20 protein-coding genes are annotated in these 16001 nt (G+C 71.0%); 10 read left to right on the forward strand and 10 right to left on the reverse strand.

Annotation, left to right across the window (positions count from 1 at the left end):
- From Msi02_RS03740 to Msi02_RS03765, 6 genes are all read right to left on the reverse strand, one after another.
- Window positions 1-336 (reverse strand): cytidine deaminase-like protein, encoded by a 336-nt coding sequence (locus tag Msi02_RS03740; RefSeq protein ID WP_193203550.1) that lies wholly within the window; start codon window positions 334-336, stop codon window positions 1-3.
- Window positions 333-992, reverse strand: a complete 660-nt coding sequence (locus Msi02_RS03745) for a hypothetical protein (RefSeq protein WP_204047073.1) — start codon at window positions 990-992, stop codon at window positions 333-335. Before Msi02_RS03745 ends, Msi02_RS03740 begins: the two co-directional genes overlap by 4 nt.
- A 276-nt stretch (window positions 993-1268) precedes the next feature.
- Window positions 1269-2564: a hemolysin family protein gene (locus Msi02_RS03750; protein ID WP_204047074.1), complete on the reverse strand. Its 1296-nt coding sequence runs from the start codon at window positions 2562-2564 to the stop codon at window positions 1269-1271.
- Window positions 2561-3034 (reverse strand): rRNA maturation RNase YbeY, encoded by a 474-nt coding sequence (ybeY, locus tag Msi02_RS03755; protein WP_079312172.1) that lies wholly within the window; start codon window positions 3032-3034, stop codon window positions 2561-2563. The genes Msi02_RS03750 and ybeY overlap by 4 nt, the downstream gene beginning before the upstream one ends.
- A 28-nt stretch (window positions 3035-3062) precedes the next feature.
- The gene (locus Msi02_RS03760; protein WP_079312170.1) at window positions 3063-4085 is read right to left on the reverse strand and encodes a PhoH family protein; all 1023 of its coding nucleotides are present in this window, start codon (window positions 4083-4085) and stop codon (window positions 3063-3065) included.
- 212 nt (window positions 4086-4297) lie between these two features.
- Window positions 4298-4642 carry a histidine triad nucleotide-binding protein gene (locus Msi02_RS03765; protein ID WP_239108097.1) on the reverse strand — a complete coding sequence of 115 codons (345 nt, stop codon included), beginning with the start codon at window positions 4640-4642 and terminating at the stop codon, window positions 4298-4300.
- 244 nt (window positions 4643-4886) lie between these two features.
- Here Msi02_RS03765 and Msi02_RS03770 point away from each other — a divergent pair, with 244 nt between their 5' ends.
- From Msi02_RS03770 to Msi02_RS03780, 3 genes are all read left to right on the forward strand, one after another.
- Entirely contained in the window at window positions 4887-5366 is a 480-nt protein-coding gene (locus Msi02_RS03770) for a SigE family RNA polymerase sigma factor (protein ID WP_204047176.1), read from the forward strand.
- Window positions 5363-6025 (forward strand): hypothetical protein, encoded by a 663-nt coding sequence (locus tag Msi02_RS43835; protein ID WP_204047076.1) that lies wholly within the window; start codon window positions 5363-5365, stop codon window positions 6023-6025. Before Msi02_RS03770 ends, Msi02_RS43835 begins: the two co-directional genes overlap by 4 nt.
- Before the next feature lie 154 nt (window positions 6026-6179).
- Window positions 6180-7373, forward strand: a complete 1194-nt coding sequence (locus tag Msi02_RS03780; protein WP_239108098.1) for an alpha/beta hydrolase family protein — start codon at window positions 6180-6182, stop codon at window positions 7371-7373.
- Window positions 7374-7376: 3 nt separating this feature from the next.
- Here the strand turns inward: Msi02_RS03780 and Msi02_RS03785 are convergent, their stop codons facing one another.
- From Msi02_RS03785 to hrcA, 3 genes are read right to left on the reverse strand one after another with little or no spacing between them, the layout of a single operon-like run.
- Entirely contained in the window at window positions 7377-8111 is a 735-nt protein-coding gene (locus Msi02_RS03785; RefSeq protein WP_204047077.1) for a 16S rRNA (uracil(1498)-N(3))-methyltransferase, read from the reverse strand.
- 9 nt (window positions 8112-8120) lie between these two features.
- Complete coding sequence (dnaJ, locus tag Msi02_RS03790) at window positions 8121-9257, reverse strand: molecular chaperone DnaJ (RefSeq protein ID WP_204047078.1); 1137 nt, start codon at window positions 9255-9257, stop codon at window positions 8121-8123.
- Window positions 9258-10271 carry a heat-inducible transcriptional repressor HrcA gene (gene hrcA, locus Msi02_RS03795; protein WP_079312158.1) on the reverse strand — a complete coding sequence of 338 codons (1014 nt, stop codon included), beginning with the start codon at window positions 10269-10271 and terminating at the stop codon, window positions 9258-9260. It abuts the gene before it with no gap.
- 194 nt (window positions 10272-10465) lie between these two features.
- Here hrcA and Msi02_RS03800 point away from each other — a divergent pair, with 194 nt between their 5' ends.
- Window positions 10466-11101 carry a hypothetical protein gene (locus tag Msi02_RS03800; RefSeq protein ID WP_204047079.1) on the forward strand — a complete coding sequence of 212 codons (636 nt, stop codon included), beginning with the start codon at window positions 10466-10468 and terminating at the stop codon, window positions 11099-11101.
- Between the two features lie 18 nt (window positions 11102-11119).
- On the forward strand, window positions 11120-11926 hold the full coding sequence (locus tag Msi02_RS03805; RefSeq protein ID WP_204047080.1) for a DUF3097 domain-containing protein: 807 nt from the start codon (window positions 11120-11122) through the stop codon (window positions 11924-11926).
- On the opposite strand, the gene hemW is transcribed toward Msi02_RS03805, so the two are convergent.
- Window positions 11923-13143 (reverse strand): radical SAM family heme chaperone HemW, encoded by a 1221-nt coding sequence (gene hemW / locus Msi02_RS03810; RefSeq protein ID WP_204047081.1) that lies wholly within the window; start codon window positions 13141-13143, stop codon window positions 11923-11925. The two genes, Msi02_RS03805 and hemW, sit on opposite strands and share 4 nt — an antisense overlap.
- Before the next feature lie 119 nt (window positions 13144-13262).
- On the opposite strand from hemW, the gene Msi02_RS03815 reads away from it, so the two are divergent.
- The 5 genes from Msi02_RS03815 (at window position 13263) to Msi02_RS03835 (ending at window position 15974) form a co-directional block, all read left to right on the forward strand.
- Window positions 13263-14519 (forward strand): glycoside hydrolase family 18 protein, encoded by a 1257-nt coding sequence (locus Msi02_RS03815; RefSeq protein ID WP_204047178.1) that lies wholly within the window; start codon window positions 13263-13265, stop codon window positions 14517-14519.
- A gap of 158 nt (window positions 14520-14677) precedes the next feature.
- On the forward strand, window positions 14678-14899 hold the full coding sequence (locus Msi02_RS03820; RefSeq protein ID WP_204047082.1) for a hypothetical protein: 222 nt from the start codon (window positions 14678-14680) through the stop codon (window positions 14897-14899).
- A 61-nt stretch (window positions 14900-14960) separates the two neighbouring features.
- Window positions 14961-15365: a DUF3592 domain-containing protein gene (locus tag Msi02_RS03825; RefSeq protein WP_204047083.1), complete on the forward strand. Its 405-nt coding sequence runs from the start codon at window positions 14961-14963 to the stop codon at window positions 15363-15365.
- Window positions 15366-15593: 228 nt separating this feature from the next.
- On the forward strand, window positions 15594-15749 hold the full coding sequence (locus tag Msi02_RS03830; protein WP_204047084.1) for a hypothetical protein: 156 nt from the start codon (window positions 15594-15596) through the stop codon (window positions 15747-15749).
- Window positions 15750-15974 (forward strand): glycosyl hydrolase family 18 protein, encoded by a 225-nt coding sequence (locus tag Msi02_RS03835; RefSeq protein WP_239108099.1) that lies wholly within the window; start codon window positions 15750-15752, stop codon window positions 15972-15974.
- Window positions 15975-16001: the final 27 nt, after the last annotated feature.

The following is a 16001-nucleotide window of genomic DNA, read 5'->3' on the forward strand; positions in this document are numbered from 1 at the left end:
TCAGATGTACCGGCCCTTCAGCGAACCGTCGGGGGCGGCCAGGAACAGCGTGCCGTTGCCCATGTCCTCGACGACGGCAAGGTCCTGCTCCGCCGGGTCGTCGGCCTCGGTGACGATCGCCGCCGCCTCCAGGGCCTTCGCCCCGCTGGACACGGCCATGGCCACGGCCGCCTGGAGGGCCGAGAGCCGGAGCGAGGGCAGCGCCACGGTGGTCGCGGCGTACGTCCGGCCGGTCTCGTCGCGCACCGCGGCGCCCTCGGGGGTGCCGCCGCGCGCCCGCGCCGACCGGGCCAGCGTGATGATCTTGTTGTCCTCGGGGTCCAGCGTCTGTGTCACGCGTCAAGCGTACCGACCTCGCGGACGAGCAGCCGTGCCAGTTCGGCCGTGCGGGCGGGGTCGGGCGGGGTCAGGCCCGCGTGCACGAGCGCGATCAGCGTGTGGCCGGAGCGTGCGACGACCACGTGCATCCGGTAGGGGTAACCGCCCACCTTCCCGGACAGGGCCCGGCCCGCCGCGTCGGCCCCGCCGATGCCGGGCAGCGGCGCCCGCGCGGCCGTCAGGCGGTCGTACGGCGTGCCGCCGTCGGCCGTCGCGCAGTGGGAGAGTGCGTCGCGGAGCGCGGCCAGGTGCCCGGCCGCCTCGCCGCCGTCGTAGACGGCGACGCCGACCCCGGCGAGCTCGCCCGCGTGCGCGCCCTGGTAGGTGGCGGCGGCCGTGCCGCCGAGCCCCTCGCGCGGGGGCCTGCCCGCGGCCGCGTCGAACAGCAGGCGGCACGCGCGGGCGCGGGGACGGAACGGCGGACGCCAGGGCGCCCGCGCGTGGCTGAAGAACCCCTCGGGAAGGTCGTCCATCCTGCCGAGCACCGCCCGCGGACGGCTCGCGTCCGCCGCCTTGCCGGGCGCCCGTACGGCGGCGTACGTGACCGCGCCAGTGCCGCAGGCACCGGTGGCCAGGACCAGGCAGCCCGCGACGGCCGCGTGGACGATGCGCATACCCGCCTCCCCGCTTTGCCGGAGGTTTTCCTTCCCCGGACCGCGAGCGGGTAATCACATTGCGTAATCAATACGGGGCTCCCACCCGAACCGGGTGAGAGCCCCGCACCGATTACGGATCCCCCATGGGAGGCTCCGGTGCGCCGCGAACCCCCTCCCGGCGCGCCGGACTCCCCAACGAGGCGCCCCGAACCCCTTCTGAGCGCCTGGGACAACAATGGCCTGACACGCTTGCAGCCCGGTTGAAAGACGCTTGCAGTCCCGGAGGGCGACGGGTCACTCGTGGTCGGCGCCGGCGGCCACGACCTCGTCACCCGTCGCGAGCTCCTCGCGGCGCACGACGACCGTGCTGATCCGGTTGCGGCGTCCGGCCAGGTTCTCGGCCGTCAGGCGCAGGCCGCCGACGACCGCCTCCGACCCCGCGATCGGCACCCGGCCCAGGGCGTGCGCCAGCAGGCCGCCGACCGTGTCGACGTCGTCGACCTCGATCTCGGTGTCGAACAGCTCGCCGAGCTCGTCGACCGGGAGCCGCGCGGTCACCCGCACCGCCCCGTCGTCCAGCCATTCGACCCGCGGGGCCTCCTGGTCGTACTCGTCGGCGATCTCCCCGACGATCTCCTCGATGACGTCCTCGATGGTGACGAGGCCGGCGGTGCCGCCGTACTCGTCGATGACGATGGCGAGGTGGATCTGCCGCGCCTGCATCTCACGCAGCAGTTCGTCGATCGGCTTGCTCTCCGGCACGTACGTCGCGGGGCGCATGAGCTCGTCCACCCGCACGCCGCCGTCGCCGGTGTCCTGGATGCGGCGGACGATGTCCTTGAGGTAGGCGATGCCCACCACGTCGTCCTCGTTCTCCCCCACCACGGGAACCCGGGAGAACCCGCTGCGCAGGGCCAGCGAGAGCGCCTGGTTCAGCGTCTTGCCGCGCTCGATGAAGACCATGTCGGTGCGCGGCACCATGACCTCGCGCACCAGCGTGTCGCCGAGCTCGAAGACCGAGTGGATCATCTCGCGCTCGTCGGGCTCGATGACCCTGCGCTGCTCGGCCAGGTCGACGAGGTCGCGCAGCTCGGCCTCCGAGGTGAACGGGCCCTCGCGGAAGCCCTTGCCCGGGGTGAGCGCGTTGCCCAGCAGGATCAGCAGCTCGGGCAGCGGGCCGAAGATCCGGGTCAGGCCGTACACGATGGGCGCGCTCGCCAGCGCCACCGGCTCGGCGTGCTGGCGGCCGAGCGTACGCGGCATGACCCCGACGATGACGTAGCTCACCAGGATCATCACCACGGCCGCCAGCGCGTACGCCTGCCCGCGGTCGCCGAGCCAGTCGATGAACAGCAGCGTCGTGATCACCGTGGCGACGAGCTCACAGCTCAGGCGCAGCAGGAGCACCAGGTTGAGGTAGCGCGGCGGGTCGGCGACGATCGCCTGCAGCCGCACCGCGCCCCGCCGCGCCTCCTTGACGAACTCCTCCGCGCGCACCCGGGAAATGCGGGTCAGCGCCGTCTCCGCGCTCGCCAGCAGGCCGCCGGCCACGATCAGGAAGACGGCGGACAGCAGCCAGCCGTTGCTCACGGCTTACGCCGCACCTCCCGCCAGGCGCCGAGCAGTTCGTCCTGCAGCCCGAACATCTCGGCGTGCTCCTCGGGCTCGGCGTGGTCGTAGCCGAGCAGGTGCAGGATGCCGTGCGTGCACAGCAGCTCCAGCTCGTCCTGCGCGCTGTGCCCGGCCTCGGCGGCCTGCTTGGCCGCCACCTGGGGGCACAGCACCACGTCGCCGAGCAGCGCCGGGTCGGGGGACGCGTCCTCGTCCCGGCCGCCGACGTTGGGCCGCAGCTCGTCCATGGGGAAGGCCAGCACGTCGGTCGGACCGGGCTCCCCCATCCACTGCTCGTGCAGCTCGGCCATCGCCGCCTCGTCGATCACCAGGATCGACAGCTCGGCCAGCGGGTTGATCCCCATCCGGCCGAGGACGTGCCCGGCCAGCTCGACCAGCGCCGACTCGTCGACCTCGACGCCGGACTCGTTGGCCACCTCGATGCTCACGGGGTCTCCTCACCCGTCATGGTCGTGCTCACCGCCGGTTGTTCCGCGGCCGCTTGTTGATCGCGCGCGGCTCCGACGCCATCGCGGCGTCGTAACGGCCGTAGGCGTCGACGATGTCGCTCACCAGCTTGTGCCGTACGACGTCGGCGCTGGTCAGCCTGCTGAAATGGATGTCCTCGATGCCCTCGAGGATCTGCTGGACGACCTTCAGGCCGCTCTCCTGGCCACCGGGCAGGTCGATCTGGGTCACGTCGCCGGTGACCACGATCTTCGAGTTGAACCCGAGCCGGGTCAGGAACATCTTCATCTGCTCGGGCGAGGTGTTCTGCGCCTCGTCCAGGATGATGAAGGCGTCGTTGAGCGTCCGGCCGCGCATGTAGGCGAGCGGCGCGACCTCGATCGTCCCCGCCGACATCAGCCGGGGGATCGAGTCGGGGTCGAGCATGTCGTGCAGCGCGTCGTACAACGGCCGCAGGTACGGGTCGATCTTCTCGTAGAGCGTGCCGGGCAGGAAGCCGAGCCGCTCCCCCGCCTCGACGGCGGGGCGGGTGAGGATGATCCGGTTGACCCGCTTGTTCTGCAGGGCCTTCACGGCCTTCGCCATCGCCAGGTACGTCTTGCCGGTGCCGGCGGGGCCGATGCCGAAGACGACGGTGTGCCTGTCGATCGCGTCGACGTACCGCTTCTGGTTGACCGTCTTCGGCCGGATGGTGCGGCCCCGCGCGGACAGGATGTCCAGGGACAGGACCTCGGCCGGACGGTCGGTGGCCTGCCGCAGCATGTGGATGCTGCGCTCGACCGCGTCGGGGGACAACTCGGCACCCGACCCGACCAGTTCCACCAGCTCCTCGAAGAGGCGCACGACGACGCCGCTCTCCTCGGGACTGCCGGTGATCGTGATCTCGTTGCCCCGCACGTGGATGTCGGCGCTGAAAGCGCCTTCGATGACCCGCAGCAGCTCGTCACCCGACCCGAGGAGGCTGACCATCGGCTGCCCCTCGGGGATGACTACCTTGGCCTGGGTCTTGTGGATGTGCTGTGACTCGGACATGGGCGGCCCTTGCGGCCCTGATCGCCTCCCTAGTTCCCTCCCCACTTTAGTGCCCTCCCTCCAATCTTTGCCCCGTCGCGTCGCCCAGAGCGGCACCTCGCTGCGTTGTCGTCGTCGCCGATGACGCTGTCATCGGCTCCTCCTCCGCCTTGCGATGCACCACTCTGGACACCGCCCCGTCCGGGCAAATCTTGTCGGTCGGGCACTGTCGCTCAGCCGGGGGGCCAGGTGAGGCCTCGGCCGCCGAGGACGTGCGCGTGGACGTGGAAGACCGTCTGCCCGGCCCCCTGCCCGGTGTTGAACACGATCCGGTAACCGGTCTCGGCGACGCCCTCCTGCACGGCCACCGCGTGACAGGTCTTGAGCAGGTCGTCGGCGAGGCCGTCGTCGGCCGCCGCCAGCGCGGCGGCGTTCTCGTGGTGGGCCTTGGGCACGACGAGGACGTGGGTGGGGGCCTGCGGGTTGATGTCGCGGAAGGCCAGCGCCCGCCCGGCCTCCAGGACGATGTCCGCCGGGACCTCCTTGGCCACGATCTTGCAGAAGAGGCAGTCGCTCACGCGCGAAAGCCTAGCCGTTGCCGGTAGTTGATGACTGCAATGATCCCCCGGGCTAGTGTGAGTGTGCGAGACTGCACCAGAAAACCCCCCTAGTGTCGGGCGAGGACACCGCTGGGCCATGCCCCCTCATGATTCGGAAGAACGTAAACCCCCCGGGGATGACGAGCGTCCTATCGATGTGACCACCGAGACCCTCGTGGCCGACAGGTCGTTGGGGACGGTGCCCGTCGGGTGGGATGCCGACATGGCCGTGACGGCGCTCTACAGCGCTCACTATCGGTCACTGGTGCGTCTCGCCGTGCTGCTGGTGCGTGACGTGGCCAGCGCGGAAGAGGTCGTTCAGGATGCGTTCGTCGCCCTTCACGGCGCCTGGCGCAGGCTGAGAGACACCGACAAGGCACTGGCCTACCTTCGCCAATCGGTCGTGAACCGATCGCGTTCCGTGCTGCGGCACCGCGCGGTCGTCGAGAAGTACGCGCCCAAGGGGCTGCCGGACGCGCCGAGCGCGGAGAACGGCGCGATCGGTGAACTGGAGCGCTCGGCCGTCATCGAGGCGCTGCGGAGCTTACCGACCCGCCAGCGCGAGGCGCTGGTGCTGCGATACTACGGCGACCTGTCGGAGGCCGAGATCGCACATGCGATGGGGATCAGCAAGGGCGCGGTGAAGAGTCACACGGCCCGCGGCATGGCCGCACTACGGATGGCACTGGAGCAGTTCTCATGACCTTCCCGCCCGACGACGAGTACGGCGAGTTGCTCCGCCGTGCCCTGCGCGCGGAGGCGGACTCGGTCGTGCCGTCTCCCGAAGGACTCGAGATCATCCGCGGGCGCATCGAGCAGCGCGGTCTGCGCGGCCTGCGGAACATGCTGTGGTGGCGCGTCGGAGCGGCCGCCGCGGGAGCCGTGCTCGTGGCGGGCGCGGTCGTGATGGTCGTCCCCGGCCTGCGCGACCAGGTGGCGCAGTCCACGGGCATCGCTCCCGCCGGCGACGAGCGCGAGGACGAGGGGGACACCTCGTCGGTGAGCCGGCCGCCCAACCTGGCGCCCTCACGTCCGGTCGTGATCGTGCCCGTCACCCCGAGCCCGTCCCGCGGACGGCCCGCCCCGTCCCCGACGCACAGGGTCGGCGCGACCACCAGGCCGTCGCCGTCGCCGTCCGATCCCTGCATCACGCCCACCCCCCGGCCCGGGGTGATCGAGCCCGACGCGGCCCTCCCGCCGACGTGCTCGCCGACGTCGGTGACGCAGCCGCCCGCGGTGACGCCCTCGGCCTCGCGCCGTCCCTCGACGGCTCCGCCCACGTCCGCGCCCGCGGTCACCCCGAGCACGACGCCCACGGAGACGGCCACGACCGACTCGGCGACCGAGACGCCCACTCCCTGACCCGGCCCGCCCGTCATCCCGGGGTATGACGCGGCGCTCGCCCGATCACCGGGGGTCGCATCGGTAGATCGTCACGCGGCCGGAGGGCGTCGCGCCTCCTCGTTGAAATCCTGATCACGCAACTGACAGAGATCAGGATCGAAAGAGGCGAGACATGCCCGAAATGTGGCGGAAGCGGGTGGGCGCGCTCGGGGCGGCCCTGGCCCTCACCCTGGTGGCCGCGGTCCCGGCGTCCGCGGCGCCGTCGGTGGTGACGACGGCACCGGGAATTTCGACGGTCACCGGGATCCGGCTCTCCCTGCCCGCCCCGTCGGGGCCGCTGCCGGTCGGCACGGTCCCCGTACGCCTGGTGGACCGGTCGCGTCCCGACCCCTGGGTGAAGGGACGGCCCTACCGGGAGCTGATGGTGAGCGTGTGGTACCCCGCCGCCCGCGCGCCGGGGCGCCCGGTGTCCTCTCACCTGCCGCCGCTGGTCGCCGCCGACCTCGACGCCACGTCGGCGCCCGCCCTCCTCGGCGTACGGCCCGGGCAGGTGGACTGGGCGGCGACCCGCACGCACGCCCGCCTGGACGCGCCCGTACGGCCGAGGGCCGGCGGCTACCCGGTGGTGCTGTACTCCCCGGGCTACATGGTGCCGCGCTCGCTGGGCACGCTCGCGGCGGAGGACCTGGCCTCGCGCGGCTACGTGGTCGTCACGGTCGACCACACCTACGAAGCGTCCGCCGTCGAGTTCCCCGGCGGGCGGCTGGAGCGTGCCCGGGTGCGGGCGGACAGCACGGCCGACGCGATGAAGGCCCTCGACGTCAGGGTGGCCGACCTGCGGTTCGTCCTCGACGTGGTCACCGCGCGGCACACCGGGCTGCCCTCGTCGCTGCGCAGGGCGCTGGACACCACCCGCGTGGCGGCCCTGGGCTTCTCGATGGGCGGCGCGGCGACGGCGCGGCTGATGTACGCCGACCACCGGGTCAAGGCGGGCGTGAACCTCGACGGCTCGCTCTTCGGCGAGGTGACCGAGCGCGGCCTCGACGGCCCGTTCCTCCAACTGGCCGCGGACAGGGACGACCCTTCGTGGGAGACGTTCAGGAAGCAGCGCCGGGGCTGGAAGCGCGACCTTCGGCTCGCCGGAGCGGAGCACTACTCCTTCACCGACCTGCAGGCGCTGGTCCCGCGGATCTCGAGCGGCCTTGGCACGCCGTCCGAGATCGTCGGCACCGTCGACCCGGTCCGTTCGATCGCGGCCCAGCGTGCCTACGTGGCCGCGTTCCTCGACCTGCAGCTGAAGGGCCGCGAGACCCGCCTGTTCGACCGGCCGAGTCCCGCGTTCCCCGAAGTCGGCTTCCTCGGCTGACCCTCACCAGCGGCCGCAGCGGGACAGCAGGACGGCCGCCGCGGCCACGCCCGCCGTCGAGGTGCGCAGCACCGTCGGCCCCAGCAGGGCCGGCGTGGCTCCCGCCTCCCGCAACGTGGCGATCTCCTCCTCGGTGACGCCGCCCTCCGGGCCGACGACCATCACGATGTCGCCCGGCTCCTCCGGCAGGGGCAGGCGGCTCAGCGGCTCGGCGGCCTCCTCGTGCAGCACGACCGCGAGCGCCGCCGTGGAGACGAGCGAGCCGACCGCCGCGGTCGTGGCCTGCTCGGTCACCTCGGGCAGATGGAAGCGCCGGGCCTGCTTGGCCGCCTCGCGCGCCGTGCCGCGCCAGCGGGCGAGGGCCTTGGCGGCCCGGTCGCCCTTCCACTGGGTGACGCAGCGGGCGGCGGCCCAGGGGACGATGACGTCGACCCCGGCCTCGGTCATCATCTCGACCGCGAGTTCGCCCCGGTCGCCCTTGGGCAGGCCCTGGACGACCACCAGCCTCGGCCGGGGCGGCGGGACCTCGAACCGGCGCAGCACCTCGGCGGTCAGCGAGTCCTTGCCGGCCGCCGTGACCGTGCACTCGGCGACCCGCCCCGCGCCGTCGGTCAGGTCGATCCGCTCCCCCGGGCGCAGGCGGCGTACGGCGGCGGCGTGCCGCCCCTCCGGCCCGTCGAGCACGATCGTGTCCGCCGCCTGGCCGGCCGCGTCCGACAGGAACACGGGAACAGTCATGCGATCAGCTCAGCGGCCGTTGAAGGCGTCCCGCAGGCGGGAGAAGAAGCCCTGCTGGCCCGGGGAGAATTTGCCGGGCGGCCGCTCCTCTCCGCGCAGCTTCGCCAGCTCGCGCAGCAGTTCCTCCTGCTGCGGGTCGAGCTTGGTCGGCGTCTCGACGTTCACGTGGATCAGCAGGTCGCCCCTGCCGGTCTCGTTGAGCCGCTGGACGCCCTTGCCGTACAGGGGGATGACCTGGCCGGCCTGGGTGCCGGGCCGTACGTCGATCTCCTCGGCGCCGTCGAGGGTCTCGATCGTGATCGAGGTGCCGAGCGCGGCGGCGGTCATCGGGATGTGAACGGTGCAGTGCAGGTCGTCGCCGCGCCGTTCGAAGATCTGGTGCGGCCGCTCGACGATCTCCAGGAACAGGTCGCCGGGAGGTCCGCCGCCGGGGCCGACCTCGCCCTCGCCGGCGAGCTGGATGTGCGTGCCGTCCTCGACGCCGGCCGGGATCCTGACCTTGATCGTGCGTCGGGTCCTGACCCGCCCCTCGCCCGAGCACTCCATGCAGGGGTGCCGGATGACGCTGCCGTACCCGCCGCACTGGGGGCAGGGTCGGGAGGTCATGACCTGGCCGAGGAACGAACGGGTCACCTGCGAGACCTCGCCGCGCCCGTGGCACATGTCGCAGGTGTCGGGGTGCGTGCCTGCCGCCGCCCCGGAGCCCTGGCAGACCTCGCAGACCACGGCCGTGTCGACCACGATCTCGCGGGTCGTGCCGAAGGCCGACTCCGCCAGGTCGAGCTCGACCCGGATGGTGGCGTTGCGGCCCCGGCGGGCACGGGAGCGGGGCCCCCGCGCGGCGCCCGCCGAGCCGAAGAAGGCGTCCATGATGTCGCTGAACGGGAAGCCCGCGCCGAAGCCAGCGGCGGCCCCGGCGCCCGCGCCGCCGCCGAACGGGTCGGCGCCCATGTCGTACATGCGGCGCTTGCCCGCGTCGGACAGCACCTCGTACGCCTGGTTGATCTCCTTGAACCGCTCCTGGGTCTCCGGATCGGGGTTGACGTCCGGGTGCAGTTCGCGGGCGAGACGGCGGTACGCCTTCTTGATCTCTTCCTGGCTGGCGTCGCGTCGTACGCCAAGGGTCGCGTAGTAGTCGTTGGACACTTATGACCCCGCCAGGATCTGGCCGACGTAACGCGCCACCGCGCGCACCGCACCCATCGTCACCGGATAGTCCATTCGTGTCGGGCCCAGCACTCCGAGCCGGGCCAGTTCCTTGTCACCCGAACCGTATCCGGCGGCCACGATAGAGGTGCCGCGCAGCCCGCTGTAGGGGTTCTCGGATCCGATCCGGACGGTCAGTTCGGACAGCCCGCCGGTCTCCCCCAGCAGGCGGATGAGGACGACCTGCTCCTCCAGCGCCTCCAGCACGTCCCGCAGGCCGACGCTGAAGTCGGCGGCGGCGAGGTTGGCCGTACCGCCGAAGACGATCTTCTCCTCGTGCCGCTCGACGAGCGTCTCGAGCAGCACGGACAGGATCGTGGCCGCCACCGGCCTGTCCTCGGGAGGCAAGCGCTCGGGAACGTCGGCCACGGTCTCCGGCACCCGGGACAGGCCGCAGCCGTCCAGGCACGCGTTGAGCACGGCGCGCAGGTTCGCGATCCGGTCGTCGGCGATGGCCTCGGGCAAGTCGACCACCCGCTGCTCGACCCGCCCGGTGTTCGTGATCAGCACCAGCATGACCCGGCGCTCCGCGAGCGGGACGATCTCCACGTGGCGGACCGACGACCTGGTGAGCGAGGGGTACTGGACCACCGCGACCTGCCGGGTGAGCTGCGCGAGCAGCCGGACCGTGCGCATGACGATCTCGTCGAGGTCCACGGCCCCGGCGAGGAAGGTCTCGATGGCCCTGCGCTCCGCGCCGGACAGCGGCTTGATCTGCGACAGCCGGTCGACGAACAGGCGGTATCCCTTGTCCGTCGGCACCCTGCCGGCACTGGTGTGCGGCTGGGTGATGTATCCCTGCTCCTCCAGCGCCGCCATGTCGTTGCGGATCGTCGCCGGGGAGACGCCGAGGTTGTGCCTGTCCGCCAGGGCCTTCGACCCCACCGGCTCGTTGGTGGACACGTAGTCCTCGACGATGGCGCGCAGGACGGCGAGCTTGCGGTCGTCGAGCAATGTGTCACCTCCCTGTGCCTGGAAACACCGACTCTGGCACTCTGTGTTCCCGAGTGCCAAGTGTACGGCTACCACCCCACGTGGTGCGATAACGCAGGGGACACCAAGAGAGCGCAGGGCACCAAGACAGCACAGGGCACCAGGACAAGCGGATTCCAAATCCCCCGCAAGCCACGTGGTCGACTCTTGTTTCCATGCACGAGAACCAGACCCCCGATGTGACCATGCGGGTGCCCCGCCCCGTGCCCCCGGCCGACGTGACCTTGCGGATGCCGCACCCCTTCCCCCCGCCGTACGGCGGTTCCCGGCCGATCCGGCCCCGGCTGCTGTGGATCTTCCTCTCCTGGGCGCTCTTCGTCGTCCTGCTGGTGGCGGGCGTCGGCGGGTTCGCCGGCGGCCTGTTCTCCACGATCGGCGACGCCGCACCCACGACGACCTTCTCCGGCGGGCAGTCGGTGAACGTCGCGCTCGACCCCGCGGACAAGCCGGCGATCTACGCGGCCGTCGACCAGCCCACCGACGTCCGCTGTCAGCTCGGCGACGGCGCCGACCCCCGGGTGCGGCTGACCCGGCCCGCCGTCTCCCAGACCGTCACGCTGAACGGCACGACCTGGGAGCTGCTGTTCGAGGCCGGCGTGCCGAAGGCGGGCGCCTACCCACTCGCGTGTGAGGGCGACGGAGTCCGGTTCGGCGTCGGCAAGCAGCTCGCCGGCGAGGCCGGCTCTCTGGTGGGCGGCGCGATCGCGCTGCTGGCCCTGCCCACCGTCGGTTTCCTGGCCGCGCTGATCGTGACCATCGTCGTGCTCGCGCGCCGCCGTCGCGTGGTGTGATTTGCTAGCGTTCCCCGCATGTACGGGCGGGACGTGCTTTCCGGAGACTGGCGGCGGCCACGGCGGGGGCAGATCCCCGAGATCCCGGCCGAGCCCGACCTCGTGGTCGAGGACGCCGAGGGCCGCTTCTGCGGCGCGGTGGTGGCCTGCGACAAGGAGGCCGTGACGCTGGAGGACCGGTTCGGCCGGCGGCGGGTGTTCCCGCTGACGCCCGCCGGATTCCTCCTCGAAGGCAAACCGGTGACGCTGGTGCGCCCCCAGGCCGGCCCGAAGGGGCCGCTGCGGAGCGCCTCGGGGTCGATCGCGGTCGAGGGCCTGCGCGCGCAGGTCGCCAGGGAAAGCCGCATCTACGTCGAGGGCGTCCACGACGCCTCGCTGGTGGAGAAGATCTGGGGGCACGACCTGCGGGTGGAGGGCGTCGTCGTCGAATACCTGGAGGGCGTGGACGACCTCCCGGCCATCGTCGAGGAGTTCGGCCCCGAGCCGGGCAGGCGGCTCGGCGTGCTCGTGGACCACCTGGTGCCCGGGTCGAAGGAGAGCCGCATCGCCGCCCGGGTCTCCGGGGACGACGTGCTCGTCGTCGGGCATCCGTTCGTGGACATCTGGCAGGCGGTCAAGCCCCGGGTGCTCGGCATCCCCGCCTGGCCGGACGTGCCGCGCGGCGTGCCCTGGAAGGAGGGCGTGATCGACGCCCTCGGCTGGCGGATGGACCCCCAGGAGGCATGGCGGCACATCCTGGGCCGGGTCACGACCTACGCCGACCTGGAACCCGAACTGCTCGGCCGCGTGGAAGAACTGATCGACTTCGTCACGGCTCCGGATTAGGGGGTCAGGTCCCGGACCACGGCGTCCGCGAGCAGCCTGCCGCGCAGCGTGAGCACTGCCCGGCCCGCCTTGAACGCCTCCACCTCCAGCAGGCCCTCCGCCAGCGCCCGCGCGCACGCCGTACGCGCCTGGGGAGCGAGGTCGGCGAGCGGGAAGCCCGAGTCGAGACGCAGCTCCAGCATGACCCGCTCGACGGCCCTGTCCTCCGCCGACAGCACCTCGCGGGCGTGCGCGGGCGAGGTACCGGCCGCCAGACGGGCGGCGTACGCCGCGGGGTGCTTGACGTTCCACCAGCGGGTGCCGCCGACGTGGCTGTGCGCCCCCGGCCCGGCCCCCCACCAGTCGCCGCCGGTCCAGTACAGCAGGTTGTGGCGGCAGCGGGCCTCGTCGCCCGCCGCCCAGTTGGAGATCTCGTACCAGCTCAGGCCGGCGGCCGTCAGCATCTCCTCGGCGATCAGGTAGCGGTCCGCCGCCACGTCGTCGTCCGGCATCGGCAGCTCGCCGCGCCGGATCCGGGCGGCGAGCCGGGTGCCGTCCTCGACTATCAGCGAGTACGCCGAGACGTGGTCGGGGCGGGCGGCCAGCGCGGCCTCCAGGGAGGCCCGCCAGTCGTCGTCGCTCTCCGCCGGCGTGCCGTAGATCAGGTCGAGGTTGACATGCTCGAACCCGGCCGCGCGGGCCTCCCGTACGGCCTCGGCGGGCCGGCCGGGGGTGTGCCGCCGATCGAGCACGGCCAGGACGTGCTCGCCCGCGCTCTGCATGCCGAAGCTCACCCGGGTGAACCCGCCCGCCCGCAGTTCCTTCAGGTAGGTCTCGTCCACCGATTCCGGGTTGGCCTCGGTCGTCACCTCGGCGTCCGGCCGCAGGCCGAACTCCTCGCCGATGGCGTCGAGGATCCGTACGAGGTCGGCGGCGGGCAGCAGGGTCGGCGTCCCGCCGCCGAAGAAGACGGTCTCCACGGGCGGCGCGGCGTCTCCCAGCACGCGCCGGGCCAGCCGTATCTCCTCGACCGCGGTGGCGGCGTAGTCGCGCTGCGCGGCGCCGGGCCCCAGCTCGGCCGCCGTGTAGGTGTTGAAGTCGCAGTAGCCGCAGCGCGTCGCGCAGAACGGCACGTGGACGTAGAAGCCGAACGGACGGGAGCCGAGCGCGTCGAGGGCCCCGGACGGCAGCTCGCCGCTCGCGGGGACGGGATCGCCGTCGGGAAGCACAGAAGGCACGCTCTCCAGTCTGCCGCCACTCACGCCCTGCCATTGACGCCCTGATCACCGCGGTCTACGATCGCGACAATTTACAGGAAACTTTCCTATAAAAAAGCGCTCGGGAGGCCGGCGTGCTCATGAGAAGGACCCTCGCCGTGGCGGCCGCCGCCACCCTGGCGGCCGGGCTGGTGCCGTCGGCGGCCCAGGCCACCACCGGCGGCGACCGATACAAGCGGGTCGCCTACTTCATCCAGTGGGGCATCTACGGACGGAACTTCCACGTGAAGGACGTGGAGGCCAGCGGCGCCGCCGGGAAGCTGACCCACCTCAACTACGCCTTCGGGTTCGTCGGCCCCGAGGGCACCTGCTACTCCGCCGACCCCTGGGCCGACTGGCAACGCCCCGTACCCGCAGAACAGAGCGTCGACGGCGCCGCCGACACCGACGACCAGCCACTCAAGGGCAACCTCGGCCAGCTCAAGAAGCTCAAGGCCCGCCACCCCGGCCTCAAGGTCCTCATCTCCCTCGGCGGCTGGACCGGCTCCAAATACTTCTCCGACGCCGTCCTCACCCCCGAATCCCGCACCAAACTCGCCGCCTCCTGCGTCGGCCTGTGGCTCAAGGGCGACCTGCCCGGCCTGCCCCCCGGCGCCGCCGCCGGCGTGTTCGACGGCATCGACCTCGACTGGGAATGGCCCGGCTCCGCCGGAAACGACGGCAACGTCATCCGCCCCGAGGACAAGCAGAACTTCACCCTGTTCCTCGCCGAACTACGCCGCCAGATGAAGGCCCACGACCGGCGCGACGAACTCACCGCCTTCCTCCCCGCCGCGGCCGCCAAGATCGACGCCGGCTTCGAGGTACGCAAAGTCTTCGACCAGCTCGACTTCGCCACCGTCCAGGGCTACGACCTGCACGGCCCCTGGGAGAACCGCACCGGCCACCAGGCCAACCTGCTCACCGACCGCCGCGACCCCAACGACGTGAAGTTCAGCGTCGACCAGACCGTACGCGACTACATCACACGCGGCGCACCCAAACAGAAGATCGTCATCGGCGTCCCCGCCTACGGCCAGGGCTGGACCGGCGTCACCACCGGCGGCGACGGCCGCTACGCCACCGCCACCGGCCCCGCCCCCGGCACCTGGGCCCCCGGCAGCGACGACTACAAAAACCTCGTCAACAAACCCGGCAAGCGCTACCGCGACCTGCTCACCGGCACCCAGTGGCTCTACGACGGCAACGAGTTCTGGTCCTACGACGACCCCGCCGTCATGCTGCAGAAAGCCGCCTACATCCGGCTCAAGGGCCTCGGCGGCTCCATGCTCTGGTCCATCGACCAAGACGACAACAAAGCCTCCCTCACCACCGCCCTCTACTCCATCCTCCGCTGAAGCCTCGGCCCCGGGGAGGGGTCCGCACGGTTCCCTCCCCCGGTCGTACGTCATTGAGGACGCGATTTGTTGGCGGGGTACGAGAGCTGAAAGAAGAAAGAGCTCGCACCCCAGAAGCAGTTGATCAACGAACTACGGCGCGAGAGCAGGCGCACAGGGTGGCCAAGGAGCGCAGGCAAACTCGGCGCATCGTTGACGGGGCCGACATACGGCGGCGCCGGTATCTGCCCGAGGACCAGGGCGGCCTTTCAAGGGGCACCAAGCGCGCGATGGTCACGGATGCGTTCCACGCAGTGATCGTCCATCCCGTGGGCAAGGGCATGGGGTCGTGGGGCAACTTCGACCCGAACGCGCTCGGACCCATCTGGCGCGAGGACTGATGGAACTCCGCCCGCCGGTGTCCGCGTTTATCTTTTTGTGAGACTTCCTTCGGCCAAAGCCGTGACGTTCGGCGTGTTCTCGCTCCTTTTCCTGACACTCACCGTTTTCTTGGTCATCGAAATGAATCAGACGAGAACGATTCTGGCGCGGGGGGTTCGGGCCGAGGCAATGATCGTCGACGCACAGCATTACCGATATAGGGGAGATCTCGTAGTAGTGAGATTCTCCACTCCCACCGGAGAACACGTCACAACCGACGTGTCGGATTCGATCGATGCTTCAGAGATTCATCCTGGCGACTCCATGGACATCGTCTATGATCAGGTCCATCCTGAGCGCGTCATCAGCGCAGGGATTACCAGCATCTCCCACTATTACGCACTTATCCCCCTGTCGATCATTGGGGTGATCGCAATGGCATGGTTATGCATACGATCCTGGGCCCTGCCACTGTCCCGGGCATGACCGGTCCGACCGATAGCGTGAGCGCATACGTTCTCTGGGGTGGTACATCTGAAAGGGCAAAGGGGCTCCGTCCGCGACAGGGCGGAAAGACATTCACAACAGCGAGCAACCGGCCGCGACAGATTCGAGCACAGGGGGAACCACCGGGCAACCAACAAAACGGATAAGCCGTTCCGCTGGAGGGACCCGGCCCAGCGGTAGGCCCCCTGGACATGCTCATTGGGTCCAATGGCTGCGCTGGCTGAGGAGTGGTGCAAGCGGCAGCTCGAACGCTCGCCCCGGTGGGGCGTCGACAAGTGGCGGCGGCTCGCCGCCATCCACGGTGCCGAGTACGTCGGCGACGCGCACGACACCGCCTCCGACAGCGGGAGGGACGCCGCGTGAGTGAGCAGTCTCTCCTCTCCCCCATGTGCCCACCGCGACCTGCTCACCGGCACCCAGTGGCTCTACGACGGCAACGAGTTCTGGTCCTACGACGACCCCGCCGTCATGCTGCAGAAAGCCGCCTACATCCGGCTCAAGGGCCTCGGCGGCTCCATGCTCTGGTCCATCGACCAAGACGACAACAAAGCCTCCCTCACCACCGCCCTCTACTCCATCCTCCGCTGACGGGCCGTGCGGAAGGGGCGCCCTGCC

Source organism: Microbispora siamensis, from assembly GCF_016863095.1.
GTDB classification, from domain to species: domain Bacteria; phylum Actinomycetota; class Actinomycetes; order Streptosporangiales; family Streptosporangiaceae; genus Microbispora; species Microbispora siamensis.

Bases quoted from the DNA above. Each gene is read 5' to 3' on its own strand.
- Msi02_RS03745 (WP_204047073.1), bottom strand. From the start codon at position 992: ATGCGCATCGTCCACGCGGCCGTCGCGGGCTGCCTGGTCCTGGCCACC.
- Msi02_RS03760 (WP_079312170.1), bottom strand. From the start codon at position 4,085: ATGTCCGAGTCACAGCACATCCACAAGACCCAGGCCAAGGTAGTCATC.
- Msi02_RS03770 (WP_204047176.1), top strand. From the start codon at position 4,887: ATGGCCGTGACGGCGCTCTACAGCGCTCACTATCGGTCACTGGTGCGT.
- Msi02_RS43835 (WP_204047076.1), top strand. From the start codon at position 5,363: ATGACCTTCCCGCCCGACGACGAGTACGGCGAGTTGCTCCGCCGTGCC.
- Msi02_RS03780 (WP_239108098.1), top strand. From the start codon at position 6,180: ATGCCCGAAATGTGGCGGAAGCGGGTGGGCGCGCTCGGGGCGGCCCTG.
- Msi02_RS03785 (WP_204047077.1), bottom strand. From the start codon at position 8,111: ATGACTGTTCCCGTGTTCCTGTCGGACGCGGCCGGCCAGGCGGCGGAC.
- Msi02_RS03800 (WP_204047079.1), top strand. From the start codon at position 10,466: ATGCACGAGAACCAGACCCCCGATGTGACCATGCGGGTGCCCCGCCCC.
- Msi02_RS03805 (WP_204047080.1), top strand. From the start codon at position 11,120: ATGTACGGGCGGGACGTGCTTTCCGGAGACTGGCGGCGGCCACGGCGG.
- Msi02_RS03815 (WP_204047178.1), top strand. From the start codon at position 13,263: ATGAGAAGGACCCTCGCCGTGGCGGCCGCCGCCACCCTGGCGGCCGGG.
- Msi02_RS03830 (WP_204047084.1), top strand. From the start codon at position 15,594: ATGGCTGCGCTGGCTGAGGAGTGGTGCAAGCGGCAGCTCGAACGCTCG.